General features: G+C 70.8%; 18 protein-coding genes. 12 read left to right on the forward strand and 6 right to left on the reverse strand.

What is annotated here, in order from left to right:
- On the reverse strand, window positions 1-250 hold a 250-nt coding region (locus QHF85_RS20530; protein WP_281328937.1), incomplete at its 3' end, for a hypothetical protein.
- Window positions 251-423: 173 nt separating this feature from the next.
- Here QHF85_RS20530 and fsa point away from each other — a divergent pair.
- The 3 genes from fsa to QHF85_RS20545 all read left to right on the forward strand — a co-directional run bounded on the left by fsa (window position 424) and on the right by QHF85_RS20545 (window position 2,073).
- Entirely contained in the window at window positions 424-1,071 is a 648-nt protein-coding gene (gene fsa, locus QHF85_RS20535; protein WP_281328938.1) for a fructose-6-phosphate aldolase, read from the forward strand.
- A 104-nt stretch (window positions 1,072-1,175) separates the two neighbouring features.
- On the forward strand, window positions 1,176-1,622 hold the full coding sequence (gene ybeY, locus QHF85_RS20540) for an rRNA maturation RNase YbeY (RefSeq protein WP_348652748.1): 447 nt from the start codon (window positions 1,176-1,178) through the stop codon (window positions 1,620-1,622).
- Between the two features lie 136 nt (window positions 1,623-1,758).
- Window positions 1,759-2,073: an HU family DNA-binding protein gene (locus QHF85_RS20545; RefSeq protein ID WP_271917145.1), complete on the forward strand. Its 315-nt coding sequence runs from the start codon at window positions 1,759-1,761 to the stop codon at window positions 2,071-2,073.
- A 13-nt stretch (window positions 2,074-2,086) separates the two neighbouring features.
- Here the strand turns inward: QHF85_RS20545 and lnt are convergent, their stop codons facing one another.
- Both lnt and QHF85_RS20555 read right to left on the reverse strand, forming a co-directional pair.
- On the reverse strand, window positions 2,087-3,754 hold the full coding sequence (gene lnt, locus QHF85_RS20550; protein WP_281328940.1) for an apolipoprotein N-acyltransferase: 1,668 nt from the start codon (window positions 3,752-3,754) through the stop codon (window positions 2,087-2,089).
- 95 nt (window positions 3,755-3,849) lie between these two features.
- A complete protein-coding gene (locus tag QHF85_RS20555) occupies window positions 3,850-4,905 on the reverse strand; it encodes an outer membrane beta-barrel protein (RefSeq protein WP_281328941.1) in 1,056 nt (351 codons plus the stop codon).
- A gap of 249 nt (window positions 4,906-5,154) precedes the next feature.
- Between QHF85_RS20555 and QHF85_RS20560 the strand changes: the two genes are divergently transcribed.
- The 3 genes from QHF85_RS20560 to QHF85_RS20570 all read left to right on the forward strand — a co-directional run bounded on the left by QHF85_RS20560 (window position 5,155) and on the right by QHF85_RS20570 (window position 9,429).
- Entirely contained in the window at window positions 5,155-6,432 is a 1,278-nt protein-coding gene (locus QHF85_RS20560; RefSeq protein ID WP_281328942.1) for a class I SAM-dependent rRNA methyltransferase, read from the forward strand.
- A complete protein-coding gene (locus QHF85_RS20565; protein ID WP_281328943.1) occupies window positions 6,429-7,268 on the forward strand; it encodes an HAD-IIB family hydrolase in 840 nt (279 codons plus the stop codon). The genes QHF85_RS20560 and QHF85_RS20565 overlap by 4 nt, the downstream gene beginning before the upstream one ends.
- Window positions 7,269-7,527: 259 nt before the next feature.
- Window positions 7,528-9,429: a serine/threonine-protein kinase gene (locus QHF85_RS20570; protein WP_281328944.1), complete on the forward strand. Its 1,902-nt coding sequence runs from the start codon at window positions 7,528-7,530 to the stop codon at window positions 9,427-9,429.
- A gap of 69 nt (window positions 9,430-9,498) precedes the next feature.
- On the opposite strand, the gene QHF85_RS20575 is transcribed toward QHF85_RS20570, so the two are convergent.
- Window positions 9,499-10,047 (reverse strand): CxxC-x17-CxxC domain-containing protein, encoded by a 549-nt coding sequence (locus tag QHF85_RS20575; RefSeq protein WP_281328945.1) that lies wholly within the window; start codon window positions 10,045-10,047, stop codon window positions 9,499-9,501.
- Window positions 10,048-10,416: 369 nt separating this feature from the next.
- On the opposite strand from QHF85_RS20575, the gene QHF85_RS20580 reads away from it, so the two are divergent.
- From QHF85_RS20580 to QHF85_RS20590, 3 genes are read left to right on the forward strand one after another with little or no spacing between them, the layout of a single operon-like run.
- Window positions 10,417-11,847, forward strand: a complete 1,431-nt coding sequence (locus QHF85_RS20580; protein ID WP_281328946.1) for a hypothetical protein — start codon at window positions 10,417-10,419, stop codon at window positions 11,845-11,847.
- Window positions 11,847-13,658 (forward strand): ABC transporter ATP-binding protein, encoded by a 1,812-nt coding sequence (locus QHF85_RS20585; protein ID WP_281328947.1) that lies wholly within the window; start codon window positions 11,847-11,849, stop codon window positions 13,656-13,658. Before QHF85_RS20580 ends, QHF85_RS20585 begins: the two co-directional genes overlap by 1 nt.
- Entirely contained in the window at window positions 13,655-15,532 is a 1,878-nt protein-coding gene (locus QHF85_RS20590; RefSeq protein WP_281328948.1) for an ABC transporter ATP-binding protein, read from the forward strand. Before QHF85_RS20585 ends, QHF85_RS20590 begins: the two co-directional genes overlap by 4 nt.
- 301 nt (window positions 15,533-15,833) lie before the next feature.
- On the opposite strand, the gene QHF85_RS20595 is transcribed toward QHF85_RS20590, so the two are convergent.
- Window positions 15,834-16,322, reverse strand: a complete 489-nt coding sequence (locus tag QHF85_RS20595) for a hypothetical protein (RefSeq protein ID WP_281328949.1) — start codon at window positions 16,320-16,322, stop codon at window positions 15,834-15,836.
- Entirely contained in the window at window positions 16,322-17,305 is a 984-nt protein-coding gene (gene hemB, locus QHF85_RS20600; protein WP_281328950.1) for a porphobilinogen synthase, read from the reverse strand. Before hemB ends, QHF85_RS20595 begins: the two co-directional genes overlap by 1 nt.
- A gap of 79 nt (window positions 17,306-17,384) precedes the next feature.
- On the opposite strand from hemB, the gene htpG reads away from it, so the two are divergent.
- The 3 genes from htpG to QHF85_RS20615 are packed head-to-tail and all read left to right on the forward strand — an operon-like array spanning window position 17,385 to window position 21,733.
- Complete coding sequence (gene htpG, locus QHF85_RS20605; protein ID WP_281328951.1) at window positions 17,385-19,307, forward strand: molecular chaperone HtpG; 1,923 nt, start codon at window positions 17,385-17,387, stop codon at window positions 19,305-19,307.
- 27 nt (window positions 19,308-19,334) lie between these two features.
- Window positions 19,335-20,075, forward strand: coding sequence for a pyridoxine 5'-phosphate synthase (locus tag QHF85_RS20610; RefSeq protein WP_348652749.1), 741 nt, complete (start codon window positions 19,335-19,337; stop codon window positions 20,073-20,075).
- Complete coding sequence (locus tag QHF85_RS20615; RefSeq protein ID WP_281328953.1) at window positions 20,072-21,733, forward strand: NAD(P)H-hydrate dehydratase; 1,662 nt, start codon at window positions 20,072-20,074, stop codon at window positions 21,731-21,733. Before QHF85_RS20610 ends, QHF85_RS20615 begins: the two co-directional genes overlap by 4 nt.
- Window positions 21,734-21,976: the final 243 nt, after the last annotated feature.

The raw sequence follows: 21,976 nt of genomic DNA on the forward strand, positions 1-21,976 counted from the left end.
CGCCGCCCTGCCCGCCTGCGCCGCCCTGCCCGCCCGCGCCGCCTTCGCCCGCCGCGCCGCCCTGGCCCCCTTGCGCGCCCGCGCCGCCTTGCCCACCTGCGCCGCCGGGGCCGGTGCTGCTGCTGCTGGTGCTCGTCGGGTTCGTACTGTTGCCGTCGTCGCCGCACCCGGCCGCGACCGCGGCGAGCGGGAGTGCCAGGGCTATCGTGCAAAGGAAGATGGAAGGGCGGGTGATGCGGGGCGGTCTCATGCACGCATCTTACGCGAATAAGGTCGGTCCGGCTGCTCGTCCGCGCGTCCCGACGAACGGCTTCACGCGTTCGTCACGGCGAGGTGCCGGAGCCGTCGTGGGCGGTCCGCGCCGATCGCTCCGCTATCGACGCGCCGCGCCGCGCGCGCTAAGCACCTCGGCGGAGAGCGTGCATGAAGATCTTCATCGACTCGGGTGACATCGCGGAGATCAAAGAGGCGCAGTCGATGGGCGTCATCGACGGCGTGACGACCAACCCCTCGCTTCTCGCGAAGGGGGGCAAGCCTACGAAGGTGGCCATCGCGGAGATCTGCGAGGTGGTCGACGGCCCCATCTCGGCCGAGGTCATCGGCGTCGAGGCCCAGGAGATCCTGCGTGAAGGCCGCGAGCTCGCGCGGATCCACAAGAACGTCGTGGTGAAGGTCCCGCTCATCGACGAGGGCCTGAAGGCGGTCCGGATCTTCGCGGCCGAGGGGATCAAGACGAACGTGACGCTCTGCTTCTCGGCGTCGCAGGCGTTGCTCGCGGCGAAGGCGGGCGCGACGTACATCTCGCCGTTCGTCGGTCGGATCGACGACATCTCGGGCGAGGGCATGGAGCTCATCCAGCAGATCGTGCAGATCTACCGGAACTACGAGTTCAAGACCGAGGTGCTCACCGCGAGCGTGCGCCACCCCGTGCACATCGTGCAGGCGGCGCTGATCGGCGCGCACGTCGCGACGCTGCCGCTCAAGGTGATCAAGCAGCTCCTCAAGCACCCGCTCACCGACCTCGGGCTCGCGCAGTTCCTCGCGGACGCGAAGAAGATCCCGCAATCGTAACCGTGGCGACGAAGAAGAAGGGCAAACCCGCCCCGCCCGCGCCCGCGCCGAACGTGGTGGAGGTCGCGACGCGGGGAGGGCCGTTCGAAGGCGCCTCGCCCACCGTGATCCGTCGCCGCGCAGGCAAGATGCTCGATCACCTGGCCTTGAAGGGGATCGAGCTCAGCATCGCGCTCGTCGACGACCGGGCGATCCACGAGCTGAATCGTTCGTACCGGCACAAGGACAAACCCACGGACGTCCTTTCTTTTCCGCTGCACGAGCGCCCGCCCGGGTGGAAGCCGAAGGGCGCGAAGGGCGCGGAGATCGGCGCGGGATGGCCGCACACAGGCCCCCTCGGGGACGTGATCCTCTCGATTGACACGGCGCGGCGGCAGGCCGCGGAGCAAGGCCGTCCGCTGCTCGCCGAGCTCACGATGCTGCTCGCGCACGGCCTCTTGCACCTCGTCGGGTACGACCACCGGACGGCGGCCGAGGACCGCGAGATGACGGCGCGGACGCGGGAGCTCGAGGCGGCGGCGAGCGCGCGGACAGCGGGCGCCCCCCGGTGACATTGGCGAGATTTTGCCTTGCGAGGCCACTCCTCGCCTGTTAAACGGTCGCCCGCTCGCGTCCAGGACGTGCTCGGACCGAGCCATTTCATGCGGTCGTCACCGATTTCGGGCGGCGATCCAAGAGGAGGGCAGGATGCCTCTTAGCAAGCTGACGAAAGCCCAGATCACGACCGCTCTCGCCGAGAGCACCGGCCTCGACAAGAAGGCCGTGGGTGGCGTCCTCGACGCGCTCTCGGCGCTCGTGGCCAAGCAACTCGGATCGGATGGTCCGGGCGAAATCACGATCCCGGGGCTCGTCAAGCTCAAGGCGAAGGCGACGCCCGCCACCGCCGATCGGCAGGGTGTCAATCCGTTCACGAAGGAGCCCATGACCATCAAGGGCAAGCCCGCGAGCCGCAAGGTCCGCGCGACGCCGGTCAAGGGCCTCAAGGATCAGGTGGGCGCGTAACCGGCTCTCCGGTCTACGCTCCCGTTTCGCCGGAACCGGCGCGGGCCTCGTTGCTCGCGCCGGTTTCGTTTTTCGAACCCGCCTTCGCGCCGTCTCCCTTGCGACGCGCCCGCCACGCGAACGCGGCGATCGCGGCCACGAAGGCGAACACGAGCGGCTTGTCCCCGAAGCGACCGTAGAGCGTGAGCGATCCGTCGCGAAGCGTGGGCGTCGCGACGAGCGTGGAGGGCGACGTGGAAGCGTCGCGCGCGACGACGACGCCACGCGCGTCGATCCACGAGAGCACGCCGAGGTTCACGGCGCGCACGAGGTCCAGGCGATGCTCGATCGCGCGCATGGCCGCGAGGCGCGCGTGGAGCTCGGGCTCCGCGGTCCCCACGAACCACGCGTCGTTCGTGACGTTCACGAGGAGGTTCGGCTGGAGCGCGCGCGTGATCCGCAGGCCGACGCCCGCGAGCGTGTCCTCGTAGCAATTGAGCACGCCCATGCGCACGGAGCCGTCCGCGTGGGGGAGCACGAGCGCCGTCGGCTCGGTGCCCGGCACGAGGCCGCCGCTCGCCTGGAAGATGCGGCGCAGCCACGGGATGTAGGCGCCGAGCGGGACGGTCTCGCCGAACCAGAGCAACTCGAGCTTGTCGTACGAGGGCTGGAGCGAGCCGTCCGGCAAGACGAGGGTCGCGGAGTTGCGGCTGTTGGTCTCCACGAGGCCGGGGCTCGTGGCCGTCGGCTTCTCCAGCATGATGAGCCCGAACAGGATCGGCCCGCGCGCGCCGTCGCCGTGCACGGCGCGTGAGCCGCGCGGCGCCTGCGTCGTGCCGTGCATGAGCGGGTAGGGGTAGGCCGCCTCGGGCCAGACCGTGAGGTCGACGCCGCCCGCCTCGGCGTCCTTCGTGAGGCGCCGCAAATCGCGCAGGATCGCCGTGTGGTTCTTCGGATCCCAGCGCTCCTTCGGGCCGACGGCCTGGTTGAGGAGCGCGACGCGGATCGTGCGCACGACCGACGGCTGCGTGGAGAGAAAGCGCATGCGGAGCGCGCCGTACGTCGCGAGGAGCGCGGGGATGGCCGCGGCGATCGCGAGCGGGACCGTGGTCTTCGCGCCGAAGCGCGCCTTCGTCGTCGTCGCGTCGTCTGCGAGCATCGCCTGGAGAGCGCGCGCGAGGAACGCGGCCGAGACGGCGAAGATCACGGACACGCCACGCTCACCGACGAGGTCCGCGAGCTGCACGAGCGCGGGCCAAGGGCTCACGAGGCCGGCCGGCGTCCATGCGAAGACCGAGGGGAGCGAGACCGCGACGAACACGCCGACGGCGAACGCGAGGACGAACGGCGCGCGGGCGCGGCGATGGACGAGGTGCGTCGTCGCGGCGCCGATCGCCCAGATGAGCGATTGTCCGGCGGCGAGGAGGACGAGCGCGAGGTACGAAGCCGCCGAGCCGAGCGGCGTGAAGCGCAGGATCACGCTCGGCACGAAGCGCAGGCCCACGATGCCCGCGGCCGTCGCCCACGCCGCGCCACGGCCGAACGCGCGCCACGTCGTCGGCGCATCCTCGAGGGACCACGCGAAGAGCGCGAGGCCGAGGAACACCGCGGGATAGAGGTCGGTCGGCGGAGAGGTGAGGGCGAAGAGGATCCCCCCGGCTATGGCCAGGAGGAGGGCCTTGTGGCGCCGCAGTCGTTGCATGGTGGAGAGTCGGCCCGGCGAGGAGAGAGAGCCGGGCCGCGCGAGGAGGATCTAGCAGCGGCGGGGGCCGCGCGCCGGGAGGCCGGCGCGCGCCGTCACCACCAGAACGTCATGCCGCCACGGAAGAGGCCGCCGCCGGAGGTGTTCGTCGTGCGACCCGTGTTCGGATCGACGAACTCGGCCGGGCCCGTATCGGCGCCGTCGTCCGTCCGGTGGCGGATGAACGCGAGCGCATCGATGTTGAGCGCGAACCTGCGCGAGACGCGGAACTCGAGGCCGATGCCGCCCTGCCCGCCGAAGTAGCTGTACTCGGTGGAGAAGTTGTTGCCATCGGGGTTCGGCGACAAACGCGGATCCGCGTTCTCCGACTGCACGGTCGCGCTCGACCAGTGCACGCCGCCGGTCAGGTAAAACTGCGCGCGGCTGCGCGGGTTCACGTAGAGAATGCCGTTCAACGAGAACGGGGTCTCGACGCGATCGAAGCCGTTGAAGTCGGTCCCGCCGAGGATGTCGAACGAGCCCTCGACGGCAAACGCAGGCACGGGGCGGTAGCGCAAGCCGAGCCCGAAGCCGCCCATCCCGGCGTCGGGATGCGCGGACTGCCCGCCGTTGTCGCGATCGTGATCGCCGCCGATCGAGAGGCCCTGCAGGCGCAGGTTGAGGCCCCACTCGGGCTGCCAGCGGCGCTTCGCGGGAGCCGCGAGCGGCGTGCGCAGGCGCGCGGGCGCGGTCATCACGCGGGCCGGCGGCGGAGGCGCCGGAGGCGGCGCGACACGAACCGCCGGGTGGTGCCGACGAACGATGTGCGTCCGGGCACCCGGGGCGACGATGATGATCTGCGTCTGCGCAGGTTGTTGCTGGATGACCTGCGGCTGCTGCGGCGCAGGCTGATAGATGACGACCGGCGGTTGGGAGCGACGAACGTGCGGCGCAGACCGCGCGGGCGGCGGAGGCGCCTCATCTTCTTCTTCCGGCAGCTCCTCGATGGCGGGCGGCGGAGGCGGGAGCGTGTCGGCCTCGGGCGGGGGCTGCGCGGGAGCTTGCGCCTCATCCGCGCAGAACCACGATCCCGGCGGGCAATCCGCCAACGCGACGGCGGGTTGGCTCAGGGCAGCGGCAGCCACGATCAAAGCAGGGGTCAAGCGGCGCATGGGACGACTCCTCGTTTGTGCTTGCAGCCTAGCAACCGGAGTGCCATCGGCCAGCACGCAGAGAGTGACGGTTCACGCGAGATCTCGGTGCACTCGCGTGCATCGTCCGCCACGGCGGGCTGTGATGAATGGTTCACACGGTGGCCAAGCGGCTGCCTACAGAGAACAATACCCCAGCCCGTCACCCGTCGGTATGCCTTCCGAGGGGGCGGCCATCGTTCTTTTCGACCGGACAAGCCCCCGGAGCTCATGAACGCGCGCGCGAGATCCGCCCATGCCCCCGACCCGAGTCCGCCGCGCCCCGAGGGGCGTCGGTCAGGGTCCCCGATCCCCCTCGTCACCCTCAAGCCGGGCCACGTGAGGCCCGTCTGGACGGGACACCCCTGGGTCTTCGCGCAGGCCATCGCCCGCATCGAAGGCGGCGCCCTCGCCGGCGACGAGGTGAAGGTCGTCGATCCCCACGGCGCGACGCTGGGTCACGGCCTCTACACCCCCAGGTCGGCCATCCCCGTCCGCATCTACACCCGCGACGATTCGCCCATCGACGGCGCGCTCTTCCGCCGCCGCATCGAGCGCGCGATCCAGCACCGGCGCGATCTCGGCCTGCCGAACCACGTCGCAGGCCACGAGACCACGGCCTACCGGCTGATCCACGCCGAAGGGGACGGGCTGCCGGGCCTCGTCGTCGACATCCTCGGCGACGTGGCCGTGGTGCAGATCGGCACGATCGGCGTGAAGCGGCGCGAGGGGATCGTGTTCGACGCGCTGTCCGAGCTGCTCTCGCCGCGCGCGATCGTCGACCGCACCTCGGCCGAGCTCGCGAAGAAGGAGGGCTTCGAGGCGTCCACGGGGGTGGTCCGCGGGGATGCGAGCGTCGACAGGTTCTCGTTCGTGGAGCGCGGGCTTTCGTACGAGATCCCGCTCGCGCTCGGGCAAAAGACGGGCTTTTACCTGGATCAACGCACGCTGCGGGCGCGGGTCGAGCAGCTCGCGCACGGGCGGCGCGTGCTCGACGCGTTCTCCTTCGTGGGGACCTTCGCGATGGCGGCGGCGCGCGGGGGCGCGAAGGAGGTCGTCGCGGTCGACGAGAGCGCGCTCGCGATCGAGGTCGGCGCGGAGTGCGCGCGCAAGAACGGGCTGCTCGGGCGGATCCACTTCCAGCGTGATGACGCGCGTCAAGCGCTGTCGCGGGCCTCGGCCGAGGGCGGCTTCGACATCGTGCTCTGCGATCCGCCGAAGCTCTCGCCGACGCGCGGCGCGAAGGAAGGAGCGCTCGGCGTGTACAAGGCGCTCGCCTCCGCGGGCTGTCGAGCCACGAAGGCAGGCGGGATCCTCGTGCTCAGCTCGTGCTCGAGCGCGGTCTCGATCGACGACCTCACGCGCGCGCTCGCGCTCGGCGCGCGGGAGGCGCGGATGCACGCGGTCATCTTCGATCGGCACTTCCAGGGCGCGGATCACCCCGTGAGCGCGGCGTTCCCGGAAGGGCTTTATCTGAAGAGCGTGATCGCGCGGCTCGAGGTGCTGTGACGGGCGCGTCGCCTTCGGCCGCGCCGCGCGAGCTCGCCACGATGCGCGCGGAGGAGGCGCGTGGGCTCGCGGGGCTCGTCTTCGATCTGGACGACACGCTGCTCGATCACGGCGAGCTCACGGAGGTCGCGTATGCGTCGCTCTTCCGGCTGCGGGAGGCGGGGCTCCGGCTCGTGGCGTGTACGGGTCGGCCGGCCGGGTGGGCCGAGGTGCTCGTGCGGCAGTGGCCCCTCGACGCGGCGATCGCCGAGAACGGCGCGGTGGCCTTCGTCAAGGAGCGGCGCCCGTTCGGCGCGCCGCGCTTGCGCCTCGTGTTCCCGTCGGATCTCGCGGCGGCGGGGGCGAGGCGCGCGGAGCTTCGGGCCCTCGCCGAGGAGCTCCGCGTCCGCTTTCCGATCGTGGCGCTCGCGGACGACAACAGCGCTCGCTTCACGGACGTGACCCTCGACATCGGCGAGCACTGTCGCGCGCCGGCCGAGGACGTCGCGGCGATGCGCGCGGAGGCCTCGCGGCGCGGCGTTCACACGCTCGCGTCGAGCGTGCACCTGCACCTCTCCTTTGATCCGGCCGACAAGGCCACGGGCACGCTCCGCCTCCTCGAAGCGGCGTTCGGGGAGGACCCGACCCGCGCGCGGCTGACGTACGCGTTCGTGGGCGACAGCGGCAACGACGCGGCGGCCTTCGCGGCGTTCACGACCACGATCGGCGTGGCGAACGTGCGCGCCTACTTGCCCTCGTTGCCTGTTCCGCCGAAGTTTGTGACCCAGGCCGCCATGGGACGCGGCTTCGCGGAGCTCGCGACAACCCTCGTGGATCTCCGCGTTCATCCCGGTTGAAGGCGGGACGGCCTTGCAGCAATGTGAAGTTTGTCACGCGATCCGGGGGATGGAACGTGGGATGGACCAGCAACGACGCACAGGGACGAGGCGGCGGAACGAAGAGACCCCCACGCTCTTCGAGATTCGCTATCTTGGCACCATCCGAAGTGGCTCTTCGCCCTGGGAGGCGGGTATCGTAGCGGCTCTGCCTCGAGGCGGGGCCTTGGGCCGAACCCCGAGGCAAGTCCATCTGGATCCGAGCATGTCCACCGGCTGAATGGCTTCTCGAACCCCCGCCCCCGGCGCGATCGTCGACAACAAGTACCGCCTTGCAGAGCGCATCGGCGGTGGCGGGATGGGCCACGTCTTTCGTGCGGAGAACGTGCTCGCCGGCCGCGCGGTCGCGATCAAGTTCCTCCACCCCGAGCTGTCGGAGAACACCGAGCTCGCGCAGCGCTTCTTCCAGGAGGCCCAGGCGGTCAACCGCATCCGCCACCCGAACATCGTCGACGTGATCGACGCGGGCGTGGGCGAGATGGGCCCCTACATCGTGATGGAGCACCTCGAAGGCGAGGGCGTGGGCTCCGCGCTGCAGCGGCTCGGGCGCTTCGACGTCGACGCGTCGGTCGGGACGTGCATCCCCGTCCTCGAGGCCCTCGACGCCGCGCACCGCGTGGGCATCATCCACCGCGATCTGAAGCCCGAGAACGTCTTCGTCGCGTTCGACGTGTCGCGAGGTCAAGCGGTCGTAAGGCTTCTGGATTTCGGCATCGCGAAGGTGCTCGACTCGAGCGGCCCCTCGCCGCGCACGCGCACCGGCGTCGTCTTCGGCACGCCCGACTATCTCTCGCCCGAGCAGGCCACCGGCGACGCGCCGATCGACGGCCGCAGTGATCTCTTCGCCGTGGGCGTCTTGCTCTACGAGCTGCTCACGGGCACGCGCCCGTTCCGCGCGCCGACGGCCGTGGCGACGGCGTTCCGCGTGGTGCACGCCGAGGCGCCCACGCTCGCCGCGGCGGGCGTGCATGTCGATCAGCGGCTCGAAGCGGTGGTGGCGAGGCTCCTGCAGAAGGATCCGATGAAGCGCTACGCCACCGCAGGCGAAGTGGCGCGCGAGCTCGAGCGCTTCTCGTCGGATCCGATGAAGCGCGCGATGGCGCTCGGTCGGATCATCAACGTGCCTCGACGCGTCGCGCAGGCGAGCGTGGCGCAAGCGCAAGGCGGGCCTCCGCCGCCGCCGCCGACCACGATCCTGCCCGAGCCCGAGCGCATCAACACGCCGCTGCGCGAGCCGCCCCCCGCGCCTGCGCCGATCCGGCCGAGCGTGCGCACGAGCTTCAGCGATAGCGGCGCTTCGTCGATCCCGTACGCGCCGACGCGCGTCGTGCCGAGCATGGGGAGCCCCAGCCGCTCGAGTGATCCCGGGCCGCCGCCGCGAGGCGACTACATCGCGTCGTCGCGCAACGTCGAGCCGCTCGTGCCCCCGGCGATGCCGAAGCCGCTCGGCGTGGCGCGGAACGCGGCGTCGTCGGCGAGCTCCTCGAGCACGTCGGTGGGCTCCTCGAACGCGGGTCCGCCGTCGCGGTACGTGCAGTCGCGCTCGGCGTCGTCGCGCTTCCCCGGCATGTACCAGGTGCGCGGCGCGGTGCTGCGCGCCGTGGACAAGGCCCTCACGGAGGACGCGGGTCCGCGCGTGCGCGAGCAGGTCGTCGCGCAGCTCCCGCAGCGCTACGCCGAGGACTTCCTGAACGACTCGATCAACGCGCTCGTCGCGTACGATCTCGAGGCGCTCGACGCGTACATGGAGATCGCGACGGCGATCTCGCTGCACGAGCCTTCACGATGGCGCGCGCTCGGTCGCCTCGCGATCGGCGGCGAGCTCCACAACACGGTGCGCAGCGTGCTCCGCCCCGCGCCGGATCTGCAGATCGCGATCCGACGCGGGATCTCGATCTGGTCGCGGCTCTTCAGCTTCGGCGCGTGGAAGGTGGGCGCGAGCCAAAGCGGCAAGGTGGTCCTGCAGATCGCGGAGTTCGAGCCGGCGTCGCTGGCGCTACGCCTGTGGGTCGTGGGGATGGTCGAGGAGACCGCGCGCCGTGCTGCGAGCTTCGACGTGCGCGTGGCGATCAGCGCCGGTGAGGTCGGGTTCACGCCCGAGCTGACCTGCGAGATCGCTTGAGCGCTTGATCGCTGCACGATGGGGGGCCGCGCTTGGCCCCCCGAACCCCTTGGTTCTTCGTGACGAGCTTCAGGACGGTTTTTCGGCCTGGAAGCAAGCGCGGCAGTAGACCTTCTGGCCCTCGGCCGGCTTGAACGGGACGGTGGCCGCGACGCCGCACGCCGCGCACGTGATCGGGAAACCGCGGCCGCGCGGGCCACGCGGGCCGGACGAGGCGCGCGGGCCCTGCGCGCGATCCTGGCCGCTGTCTCGCGGGCCCTGACCTCGCGGAGAGAAGCCGCCGCCGCGGGGCCCCGGAGATGCGGGACGGCCGTACGACGGGTACGTCGCGAAGTGCGGATCGGCCATCGGGCTCCGGTACTCGTTCACGTCGCCCGTGTATCGACCGGGGCGCGCGGCGGGCTCGTGCCTTCGACCTTCGCGCCCCCGCGGAGCGCCGCGCCCCGGGCCCTCGCTGCGGCCCGTGCTCTTCGAACGCTTCTCGCGCCAGCAGGGCTTGCAGAGGGTCGGCGGGGACGAAAGCCCTCGCTCGGCGCGCGCGGCCGCGTCGGTGGCGGAAAAGAGGAACGACGAGCCGCAGCTCGCGCAGTTGATCTGCTCGTCTCGGTGCTGCTCCATGGACACTCCGGAAACTCTTCGCAAAGGGCGTGGGCGCCGAGGTCCGCGCGCCCGCGTGGCGCGCTCGGCACCCCCTGATTTCACGGCAAAAACGCCCGCCCTGTGCAGGACGAGCGCTCGGAGATCGTGGAGATCAAGGTGACATGGAGCCCCTCGGGGTCAAGGCGCTCGTTCCTCGCCTCCACGCGCTCTCCGCGGTCCGCCTCGGCTGTGCGCGACGCGCGAAGACGCGAGGGGATATCACCGCGTTTTGGCCAGTGCTACAAGGGGAGCCACGACGCCATTCCGCCTTCGCTGACGCACCGCGTGCGCGACGCATGTTCGCGCGTACGCCGCGACGCAAACGAAGAGCGCCCTTCGAGCAGAGCGATGACCCACGCCCCCTTGCACCTGACGGACAGCGACTTCGACGCCTATGCCCCGGAGAAGGCGACATCGAACGCCTACTCGCGCCCGCGCCTCGAAGTGAAGCAGCGCGCGCTCGCCTGGGCGCGCGGCGTGATCGCGCGCCTCGCGGAGCTCGGGATCACGGTCGACGTGCACGGATCGGACGAGCATCCGACCCTGCGCAACAAGAAACGCGTGGAGTGCCAGTGGGTCTTCTTCTGGCGCGACGCGGCGGCGCGCGAAGAGCTCGATCGGCTGCTCGACGCAGGACGATCGATCTCGGCCGCGATCGATGATCCGAGCCCGTACAATCGGCACGCGTTCCTCGCGCTCCGGATCGACTCGCACGGCGTCGAGGTCTGCTTCGCCGTGCACCCCGAGGCGAAGGTCGACATCGACAACCTGCGCGCGCGGCTCGCGGCGAAGGACGCGGGGGAGGCGGGCCAGGCCGGACCGACGGCGCTCGCTCCCGAGCTCACGGCCGCGCTGCGCGCGCTCCCGGAGCAGTTCGCGGTGGGCGTCGGCGCCGATCGCGTGGCGGCGAGCGCGGCGAGCCCGGAGGCGATCGAGGCGATGCTGGAGCGCGCGGCCGAGGGGCAAGTGCCGCTCTGGATCGGATGGGCCGTGCCGCGCGAGGTCGCGCTGGAGCACGCTTCAATCCTCGACGAGCAGCTCGAAGACGCGCTGCTCGCGCTCGCGCCGATCTACACGCTCGTCGCGTGGTCGCGGCAGAACGATCACATCGCGCTCGATCGGCGCCTCGCAGGCATCGAGCGCGAGCGCGCCCGGACGCACGCGGAGGTCTCGGCGCAGACCGAGAAGTGGCAAGCCGAGCAGGCGGCCGCGCGAGAGAAGTCGCTCGCCGAAGCGAAGGCGCGCGGCGAGGAGGGGCCACGCGCGTCCGCGCTTCCGTTCGCGCATGGCGCGCGCGGGGGGCACGGCGCGCCGCGCAGGCCTTCGCTCGACACGTTGTTCAAGCCGAACAACAAGGGCGAGGCGGATCGCGATCGGCGCGGCGGGAGGCCACAAGAGCCGAAGGCCGCGCAGGCGCCGGCCGCGCCGCGAGAGCGCGAGCGCGAGCGCGAGCACACGCCCACGCCGCCTCGTGTTGCGCCCGCGCCCGCGGCCCAGGCGCCCGCGCCCGCGCCCGCAGCTTCGAGCAACACGAGCGCGGCGGCACCGACCACGATGGAGAAAGGCGCGCGTGTGCGCGTCTTGAGCGGCCCGTTCCTGGACAAGATCGGCGTCGTTGGCGAGCTCGACGGACGCGGCGGCGCGCGCGTGCTGCTCGGTCTCCTGTCGACGCGGATCGAGGTCACGGATCTCGCGCTCGTGCCCGAGGGGCGCGAGCGGCCCGCGATCCAGAGCTCCCACCGGCGGCCCACGGCCCCGATGCCCCGTAAAGCGCGCTGATGCGAAAGGTCGATCCTGCCGAGTTCCCCACGGGGCTCGGCGCTCAGTTCCGGCGCAACATCTGGCTCTACGTGAGCGGCGCGGTCCTCCTCGCGGCGCAGCAGATCCTGATGGTGAAGCGCGACTTCCTCGTGCGGGAAGCCGTCGACGCCGCCGATCAGCTCCGCGCGAGCGACGCCGCCGCCGACGCGCTGCTCATGCTCGGCGTGGTCGTCACGGCCGCGATCGTGCGTGTCCTCTCGCGCTGGACGATGTTCACGGGCGGCAGGAACGTCGAGTACGAGCTCCGCGCGGTCCTGCTCGCGCGCCTGCACAAGCTCGGCCCCGCGTTCTTCCGGCGCATGCCCACGGGCGAGATCATGAGCCGCTCGACGAGCGACCTGCAGCAGGTCCGCCTCCTCCTCGGCTTCGGCATCCTCAACGTGGTGAACTCGCTGCTCGCGTTCGCGAGCGCGCTCTACGTCATGGTGCGCGTGAGCGGAAAGCTGACGCTCGCGGCGCTCGTCACGTTCCCCGTGCTCATGCTCGTCACGCGCACCTTCTCGGGGAAGATGTTCTCGCGCATGCGCGAGAACCAGGAGGCGCTCGGCAAGATGAGTGATCGCGTCCTCGCGAGCCTCGCCGGCGTCCGCGTCGTGCGGAGCTTCGCGCTCGAAGAGGCGGAGATCGCGACGTTCGAGCGGGCGAACCAGGACTACGTCGAGAAGAACCTCGGGCTCGCGCGCATCCGCGGCTCGATGCAGCCCATCATGGGCTCGATCCTCGCGGCGGGGACGATCATCGTCTTCTGGTACGGCGGCGCGCTCGTGCTCCGCGGGGACATCTCGAAGGGCGCGTTCATCTCGTTCTGGGCCGCGCTCGGTCGCCTCATCTGGCCGATGCTCGCGCTCGGCTTCGTGACCGCGATCCTGGCCCGCGGGCGGGCGAGCTACATGCGGCTCAAGGCGATCTTCGACGCCGTGCCGGAGGTCGTGAGCGGCGCGCTCCCCGCGCCCGAGGCCGTCTCCGGCGCGCTGCGCGTCGAGGGCCTCGCGTTCGCCCACGGCGATCGGAAGGTCCTCGAGGACGTCCGGTTCGACATCCCCGCGGGCGGCTCGCTCGCGATCGTGGGGCGCACCGGATCGGGCAAGAGCACGCTCGCCACGCTCCTGCCGCGGCTCTTGCCGACGCCGCACGGCACGGTCTTCCTCGACGGCAAGGACATCTGCGATCTACCGCTCGAGGTCGTACGCGAGAGCATCGGCTACGCGCAGCAGGACGCGTTCCTCTTCTCGACGACCGTCGCGCAGAACATCGGCTACTCGCTCGAAGAGCAGGACTCGCCGGAGGCGATGCAGAAGATCCGCGCCGCGGCGGCCGAGGCGGGCGTGCTCCAGGAGATCGAGTCCTTGCCGGACGGCTTCGACACGGTCGTCGGCGAGCGCGGCGTGCAGCTCTCGGGTGGCCAGCGGCAACGCGTCGCGCTCGCCCGTGCGCTCTTGCGCGAGCCCCAGATCCTCGTCCTCGACGACCCGATGTCCGCGGTCGACGCGAAGACGGAGGCCGCGATCCTCGGCGCCATCGAGCGCCAGGCCGCGCGCCGCACGCTCGTCCTGATCACCCACCGCGTCGCCGCGGCGAAGCGCTGTGATCGCATCATCGTGCTCGAACGCGGGCGCGTCGTGGAGGAGGGCTCGCACGAGGAGCTCGTGGCGGCCGGCGGCCTCTACGCGTCGTTCGCCGAGGAGCAGGAGATCGAGGAGAAGCTCGCTGCGTTCGGCGCCGAGGACCTGCCCTCCTCGATGCCCTCGCCGGAGGCGGTGCACGCATGACGAGCTTGTCCGTGGATCCGAAGGCGAACGGCGCGAAGGTGGAGGCGCCCGGGAAAACCCGGGCCGAGAAGGCGCTCGCGCGCTTTCACGAAGAGGACCGCCTCGGCGAGGGCCTCGACGCGAACATCCTCGCGGGGCTCTGGCCGTTCATGCGGCCGCACGCGAAGTGGCTCGTCATTTCGCTCGTGCTGCTCCTCATGGGCTCGGGCCTCGCCGTGCTTCAGCCGTGGCTGATGGGGCTCACGTTCGACGCGTTCGAACATCGCGACGCGGCGCGGACGCTCATGCAGATGGGCGCCCTCATCCTCGTCCTGAAGCTCATCGAGCAGTTGATCGCGTTCCCGCAGGTCTACCTCATGCAGCTCGCGGGCGCGCGCGCGGCGGGTGATCTGCGCGTGCACGTCTTCCGCTTCCTGCACACGCGCAGGCTCGGCTTCTTCGATCGCACGCCCGTCGGCAGGCTCGTCACGCGTGTGACGAACGACGTCGACGCGATCAACGAGATGTTCGCCTCGGGCACGCTGAACGCGATCGGCGATCTCGTGCGCCTCGTCCTCATCATCGTGGTCATGCTGCGCCGCGACTGGCAGCTCGCGCTCATCACGTTCGTCGCGGTCCCGCCGGTCGCGGTCGGCGTCATGTGGACGCGGCGCCGGATCCGCGACGCGTTCCGCGAGATCCGCACCAAGACGGCGCGCATGAACGCCTACCTGAACGAGCAGGTCTCGGGCATGGCCGTCGTGCAGGCGTACGCGCGAGAGGAGCAGAGCGCCGCCGAGTTCGACGAGATCAACGAGGCGTACCGGCAGGCGAACAACCGCTCGATTGTCTTCGACGCTGCGCTCGACGCGGCCATCGAGCTCGTGCAGAGCCTCTGCATCGCGGCCGTGCTCTGGTACGCGGGCGTTCGCTCGCTCTCGGATCGCGTCTCGTTCGGCACGCTCGTCACGTTCGTCGCGTACATCGAGATGTTCTTCATCCCGATCCGCGACCTCTCGGCGCGCATGACGCAGCTCCAGTCGGCGATGGCCGGCGCGGAGCGCATCTTCCAGCTCCTCGAAAACAAGGAGGAGGACGCGCCGGCTCCCGCGGCCGAGGATGGGCAAGCCGCGAAGAAGGACGACGCGATTGCGTTCGAGCTCGACCACGTCGACTTCGAGTACAAGCCCGACGTGCCCATCCTCCGCGAGGTCTCGATCCAGGCGGCGAAGGGCGAGAAGATCGCGCTCGTGGGCGCGACGGGCGCGGGCAAGACGACGGTCGCGTCGCTGCTCTTGCGCCTCTACGAGGCCAAGAAGGGCCACGTGCGCGTCTTCGGCCGCGACGTCCGCACCGCGCCGCGCGACGAGCTTCGGCGAAGTTTTGCGGTTGTGCCGCAGGAGGTCTTCCTCTTCCCCGGCACGATCGCGAGCAACATCGCGGCGGGTGACGTCGAGGTCGATCGGGCGCGTGTCGTCCGCGCGCTCGAGCGGATCGGCGCGCTCGATCTCTTCGAGCGTCGCGAAGGCGGGCTCGACGCCAAGGTCCAGGAGCGGGGCTCGAACTTCTCGGCGGGCGAGCGCCAGCTCATCGCGTTCGCGCGCGCGCTCTACCGCGACCCGCCGATCCTCGTGCTCGACGAGGCCACGGCGAACATCGACAGCGACACCGAGGCGCGCCTGCAGAAGGCCGTCTGGGCCGCGATGCAGGGCCGCACCGCGCTCATCATCGCCCACCGCCTCTCGACGATCCGCGCGGTCGATCGCATCGTCGTCTTCCACAAGGGCCGCGTCGTCGAGCAGGGCAGCCACGACACGTTGCTCGCGCAGGGCGGGGCGTACGCGCGCCTCTACCAGCTCCAGTTCAGCCGGGGCGAGGCGCGCGCGGCGGAGTAGGCGTTCCGCGAGGGCGGGGTGTCGTTCCGCGAGGGCGGGGTGTCGTTCCGCGAGGGCGGGGTGTCGTTCCGCGAGGGCGGGGTGTCGTTCCGCGAGGGCGGGATGTCGTTCCGCGAGGGCGGGGTGTCGTTCCGCGAGGGCGGGGTGTCGTTCCGCGAGGGCGGGGTGTCGTTCCGCGAGGGCGGGGTGTCGTTCCGCGAGGGCGGGGTGTCGTTCCGCGAGGGCGGGATGTCGTTCCGCGAGGGCGGGATGCCGTTCCGCGAGGGCGGGGTGTCGTTCCGCGAGGGCGGGGTGTCTTCCTTCACATCCCCGCGTCGACCGGACAACTCCCGTGCGGCATCGCGTCGGGATCCGGCGGCGGATTCGGCTCGCCGTCTCCGGTCCCCGCCACCACGAGCAGCCAGTAATCCACGCAGCTCCCGTTCACGATCACGAGCTTGTCCGCGTCGACCTCGCGTAGCTCTGCCTGGTTGCCCGACGCGGGCGCGATGGTGCTCTCCCCCGTCCCGCACTTTTGGAACGACAGCCAGATGTTCACGAACCGCGGGACCTCGCCGAGCCCGTGCTCGAGCTCGTAGCGCATCCCGGCGGGGAACCAGAGCAGCTCCCCGTTCCACGGCGCGCTCATGTAGACGCCGTGCTCCACCGTGCCCTCCGTGTACCGGACCGGCGTGTTCGTCTCGGCGGAGCGGTCGCAGTTCGGGCCGATCGCGTTGATCGCGTTGCAGCCGCTCGCGCCCGCGAGCGCGAGCGTGGCCGCGAGGATCCCCCAGCGCGTCGCGTGGCCCATCAGCCGAGCCAGCGCGCCGCGTCCACGGCGTGGTACGTCAGGATGAAGTCGGCCCCCGCGCGCCGGATCGACGTCAGAAGCTCCAGCACCGCGCGCTTCTCGTCGATCATCCCCGCGGCCGACGCGGCTTTGATCATCGCGTATTCGCCGCTCACGTTGTACGCGCCGAGCGGCAAGGGAGAGGCCGCGCGCACCTTCGCGATCACGTCGAGGTAGGGCAGGGCGGGCTTCACCATCAGGAGATCCGCGCCTTCCTCCTCGTCGAGCCGCGCCTCGCGCAGCGCCTCGCGCGTGTTCGCCGGATCCATCTGGTAGCCCGCGCGATCGCCGAACTTCGGCGCGCAGTCCGCGGCCTCGCGGAACGGGCCGTAGAAGCTCGACGCGTACTTCACCGCGTACGACAGGATCGCCGTGCCCTCGTGCCCCGCGCCGTCGAGCGCGCGACGGATCGCGCCGACCCGCCCGTCCATCATGTCGCTCGGCGCCACGATGTCCGCGCCCGCGGCCGCGTGCACGACCGCCGTCTTCGCCAGGACCTCGAGCGTCGCGTCGTTGTCGACCTCGAGATCACCCCGCGGACCGGGCTTCAGGATCCCGCAATGCCCGTGCTCGGTGTACTCGTCGACGCAGACGTCCGTGATCACCAGAAGCTCCGGCGCCGCGTCTTTCATGGCCGCGACCGCGCGCGGCACCGGGCCGTTCGGATCGTACGCGCTCGAACCGCTCGCGTCCTTCGTCCGGGGCAGGCCGAACAGGATGATCCCGCCGAGCCCGAGCGAGCGCGCCTGCCGCGCCTGTTCGGCGGCCGCGGCGACCGGGAGCTGCGAGACGCCGGGCATCGTCGAGACGGGCCGGGCCTCGGCGAGCGCCTCGTTGAAGAAGAGCGGCAGGACGAAGTCCGAGGGGGCGAGCGAGGTTTCGCGGACCAGGCTCCGGATGGCCGACGAGCGGCGGAGCCTGCGGGGTCGTTCGGTGGGGAACACGCGGCCACTCTAGCAGCCGAGGATTTCATGCGGGGAGGGGGATTGCATTTCCAAAAACCGGATCCATTTCGTCGTCGCCATGAGCCAAGAAGCCCCCCCGACGCCCGAAGCTGCCCCCGCCGCGTCTCCTGCCGCCGTGGAGATGCCGTTCCAGGCGGAGGTGCAGCAGGTCCTCTCCCTCGTCATCAACTCGCTCTACGCGAACCAGGAGGTCTTCCTGCGCGAGCTCGTCTCGAACGCCTCCGACGCGCTCGACAAGGCCCGCTTCCTCGCCCTCACGCGCAAGGACGTCACCGAGCAGGAGGGCGAGCCCGCGATCTCGATCAAGCTCGACGACGAGGCCCGCACCATCGTCATCGAGGACAACGGCATCGGCATGACGCGTGACGAGGTCGTCCAGAACCTCGGCACCATCGCGAAGAGCGGCTCGCTCGAGTTCTTGAAGGCGCACGCCGAGGCCCTCCGCGCGAGCCAGGACAAGGACGGCGCGGTCAAGCTCATCGGTCAGTTCGGCGTGGGCTTTTACGCGGCGTTCATGGTCGCCGCGCGGGTCGACGTGGAGACGCGCTCCATGCTGCCGGGCGCCGAGCCTGTCCTCTGGCGCTCGGGGGGAGCCGGCACGTTCACGGTCGCGACGGGCGAGCGCGAGCACCCCGGGACGAAGATCACGCTGCACCTCAAGGAGGACGCGCGCGAGTACACGAAGGCCTGGCGGATCAAGGAGATCATCCGGAAGTACTCGGACTTCGTGCACTTCTCGATCTCGGTGAACGGCGAGGTCGCGAACCGCAAGGCGGCGCTCTGGTCGCTGCCGAAGTCGCAGGTGACCGAGGAGCAACACGCCGAGTTTTTCCGGCACGTCACGGGCGGCTACGAGGGCGAGAAGCCGCTCTGGCACCTGCACGTCTCCATCGACGCGCCCGTCCAGTTCCAGGCCTTGCTCTACGTGCCCGAGAAGGCGCCGCCGGACCTCTTCCAGCGCGATCGCCGCGCCATCCGCCTCTACGCCAAGCGCGTGCTCATCGTCGAGGACTGCGACAAGGTCGCGCCGATCTACCTGCGCTTCCTGCGCGGCGTGGTCGACTCCGAGGATCTCTCGCTCAACGTCTCGCGCGAGATGCTCCAGGAGGACAAGGCCCTGAAGCAGATCGAGACGCAGATCACGAAGCAGGTCTTGAAGGGCCTGAAGGACCTCTCCGAGAACGAGCCCGAGCAGTACAAGAAGCTCTGGAACGAGTTCGGCAAGGTCCTCAAGGAGGGCGTGTCGGTCGACTGGAAGAACAAGGACGCGATCGCGGACCTCTGCCGGTTCGGCTCGATGAACACGCCGGAGGCCGAGCTCATCTCGCTGAAGCAGTACGTCGCGGCGATGCCGGAGTCACAGAAGGAGATCTACTACCTGACGGGCACGAGCCGCCGCGCGCTGGAGAAGAGCCCGCACATCGAGGCCTTCAAGAAGCAAGGCTACGACGTCCTCTTCATGACGGAGCCCGTCGACGAGTGGGTCGTGCAAGGTTTGACCGAGTACGACAAGCGCCGCCTGCGCAGCATCGCGCACGGCGACATCGATCTCGGCGACAAGGACGAGAAGGCCGACGAGAAGGCCGGCGAGCAGATCAAGAGCGCGGTCTCGGCCGTGAAGGCGACGCTCGGTGATCGCGTGAAGGACGTGCGCGCCTCGCGCCGCCTCACCGACAGCGCGAGCTGCCTCGTCGCCGCCGAGGGCGATCTCGGCGTCAACATGGAGCGGATCATGCGCATGATGGGCGAGGACGCGCCCCAGGCGAAGCGGATCCTCGAGCTCAACCCCGAAAGTCCGATCGTGAAGAACCTGAGCGCGCTCGCCGAGAAGGACCCGAGCGCGGAGCCCCTCAAGCTCTGGTCCGAGCTGCTCTACGAGCAGGCGCTGCTCGCCGAGGGCGTCGTGACCGACCCGGCCAAGCTCGTGCAGCACATCCAGGACTTGCTCGTGCAAGCTTCCAACGCGGCCGTGGCGCGCTAGTTCCCGCCTTTGGTGTAGAGTCCCGCCATCATGGCGGTTCGGCTGCACATCAACATCGATCACGTCGCCACCGTGCGAAACGCGCGGGGCACGCGTTACCCCGATCCGGTCTTCGCCGCCGGCCTCTGCGAAGCGGCCGGCGCCGACGGCATCACCGCGCATCTGCGCGAGGATCGGCGCCACATCACCGACGACGACGTCACGCGCCTGCGCGCTTCGGTCCAGACGCTCCTCAACCTGGAGATGGCCGTCACCGAGGAGATGATCGGCATCGCGTCGAGGGTTCGTCCCGACGTGATCACGCTCGTCCCCGAGCGACGCGAGGAGCGCACGACCGAAGGCGGGCTCGACGTGATCGGGCAACGCGCGGGCGTCGAGGCGGCCGTGAAGATGGCCAAGGAGCGCGGGATCAAGGTGAGCCTGTTCATCGGCGCGGACGAGGCCATGGTCGAGGCCTCCGCGGCGCTCGGCGTCGCGCAGATCGAGCTGCACACGGGCGAGTACTGCCACGCCTCGGGCGAGCAAGCCGAGCACGAGCTCGATCGGCTGAAGCGCGCCGCCGCCCGCGGATCGGCGCTCGGCCTCGAGATCGCCGCGGGCCACGGGCTCACCCGGCACAACGTCGGGCCCGTCGTGGCCATCCCCGACATCGTCGAGGTCAACATCGGCCACTCGGTCATCGCCGACGCCGTCTTCTTCGGGCTCGATCGCGCCGTGCGAGACCTTCGAAGGGCCATCGATCGCGGCGCCCGAGGCCGTTCGCGATGATCCCCGTCCTCACGCGCGCCCAGATGCGCGCGTTCGACAAGTACGCGATCGAGACCTGCCACGTGCCCGGCGTCGTCCTCATGGAGAACGCCGGCCGCGGCGCCGCGGACGTCCTCTCCGCGATGATCGAGGCGCGCCGCCGCCCGGACACGAAGAGCCGCGAGGCCGACGCGATCTCCGCGCGCGCCCGCTCCTTCCCGGTTCGCCACGTGCAGAGCCCCGGCCAGCCCGCGACGTACCCGCTCGAAGCGCGCGTCGTCGTCGTCTGCGGCACGGGCAACAACGGCGGCGATGGGTTCGTCGTGGCGCGGCACCTCTACGCCCGCGGCGCCGAGGTCGAAGTCTACCTCGCCGGCAAGAGCGAGAAGGTCACGGGCGACGCGCGCATCAACCACGACGCCTACATCGACCTCGGCGGACGCTTCTTCGAGTTGCCCGAGGGAGCGAGCCTCGGCCCGCTCCACACCGCCCTCACGCGCGCCGACTTCGTCATCGACGCCCTGTTCGGCACCGGCCTCGACAGGCCCATCACCGGCCACCTCGCCGACGTGATCGCCGTCCTCAACGACGCGGCCGCCCGCTGCGTCGCGCTCGACATCCCCTCGGGCCTCGACGCCGACAGCGGCGCGCCGCTCGGCATCGCGGTGCGCGCCGACGACACCGTGACCTTCGGCCACCTCAAGATCGGCATGCTCACGCCCGAGGGCGCGCGCCTCGCGGGCAACGTGCACGTCGTCGACCTCGGCGTCCCCGACCCGCCGATCCTCGCCCACGTCGGGTACGTCGCGGAGGTCATCCGCCGCGAGACCGTCGGCTCGTACTTCGCGCCCCGCGAGGCGAGCGTCCACAAACACAAGGCCGGCGACGTCCTCGTCGTCGCGGGCTCGCCCGGCAAGCTCGGCGCCTCGCTCCTCACGGCGCGGGCCGCCATGCGCGCGGGCGCTGGCCTCGTCACGATCGGCACCTGGCCCGAGGCCGCGACGTCACTCGAGTCGCGCGTCGTCGAGGTCATGACCACGCGGATCGACCCGAGCCGCATCGGCCCCTCGCTCGACGCCGCGCTCGCGGGCCGCCGCACCGTCGCCATCGGCCCTGGCTTCGGCCTCGGCGCGGAGGCGCGCGCCGCTGTCGATCACGTCGTGCTCGGCTGGGACGGCTTCAAGGTCGTCGACGCCGACGCCATCACCCACTTCGCCGGCCGCCCCGAGTCGCTCGCGCAGGCCAAAGGCCGCCTCGTCCTCACGCCGCACCCGGGCGAGCTCGGCCGCCTCCTCGGCCGCAGCGCCACCGCGATCGAGCAGGACCGCTTCGGCGCCGTCCGCGAGGCCGTCTCGCGCACGAACGCCACGGTCATCTTGAAGGGCGCCCGCACGATCATCGCCACGCCCGAGGGCCGCCTCTTCATCTGCATGGCGGGCAACCCCGCGCTCGCGACGGCGGGCTCCGGCGACGTCCTCACCGGCCTCATCGCGGCGTTCGCGTGCAGCATGTCGGCCGACGAAGCCGCCTGCGCGGGGGTCCTCGTCCACGCCCTCGCGGGGGACCTCTGGCGCGCCCGCACGGGATGCGACCGTGGCCTCTTCGCCGGCGAGATCCCCGACCTCGTCCCCGAGATCCTCGCGGCCCTCGCCCGCGGCGCCGATCCCCTCGCGACCTGAAGGGCGGCCGTACGCCCGAACGATCCCCCGCCTTCCCACGCCAGGTTGGCGCCTGGACACGCCCCGGTGTCGATTTGACACGTCGGGGAGACACGCGGCCTGTGGCTCCTCAATGATTTCGAGCATTTAGGGCTTGCCACACGTGGGCATCTGCCTTGCGAAAGGACCCGAGCACAGGGGTTTGGGGCGCAGGACGCCGAAGGCGCTCCGGAGCCCCAAGTGCCCAACAGGAGGTCACGTCGC

Origin of the sequence: Polyangium sp. 6x1, from assembly GCF_029946515.1 — a bacterium.
GTDB lineage: Bacteria > Myxococcota_A > Polyangia > Polyangiales > Polyangiaceae > Polyangium.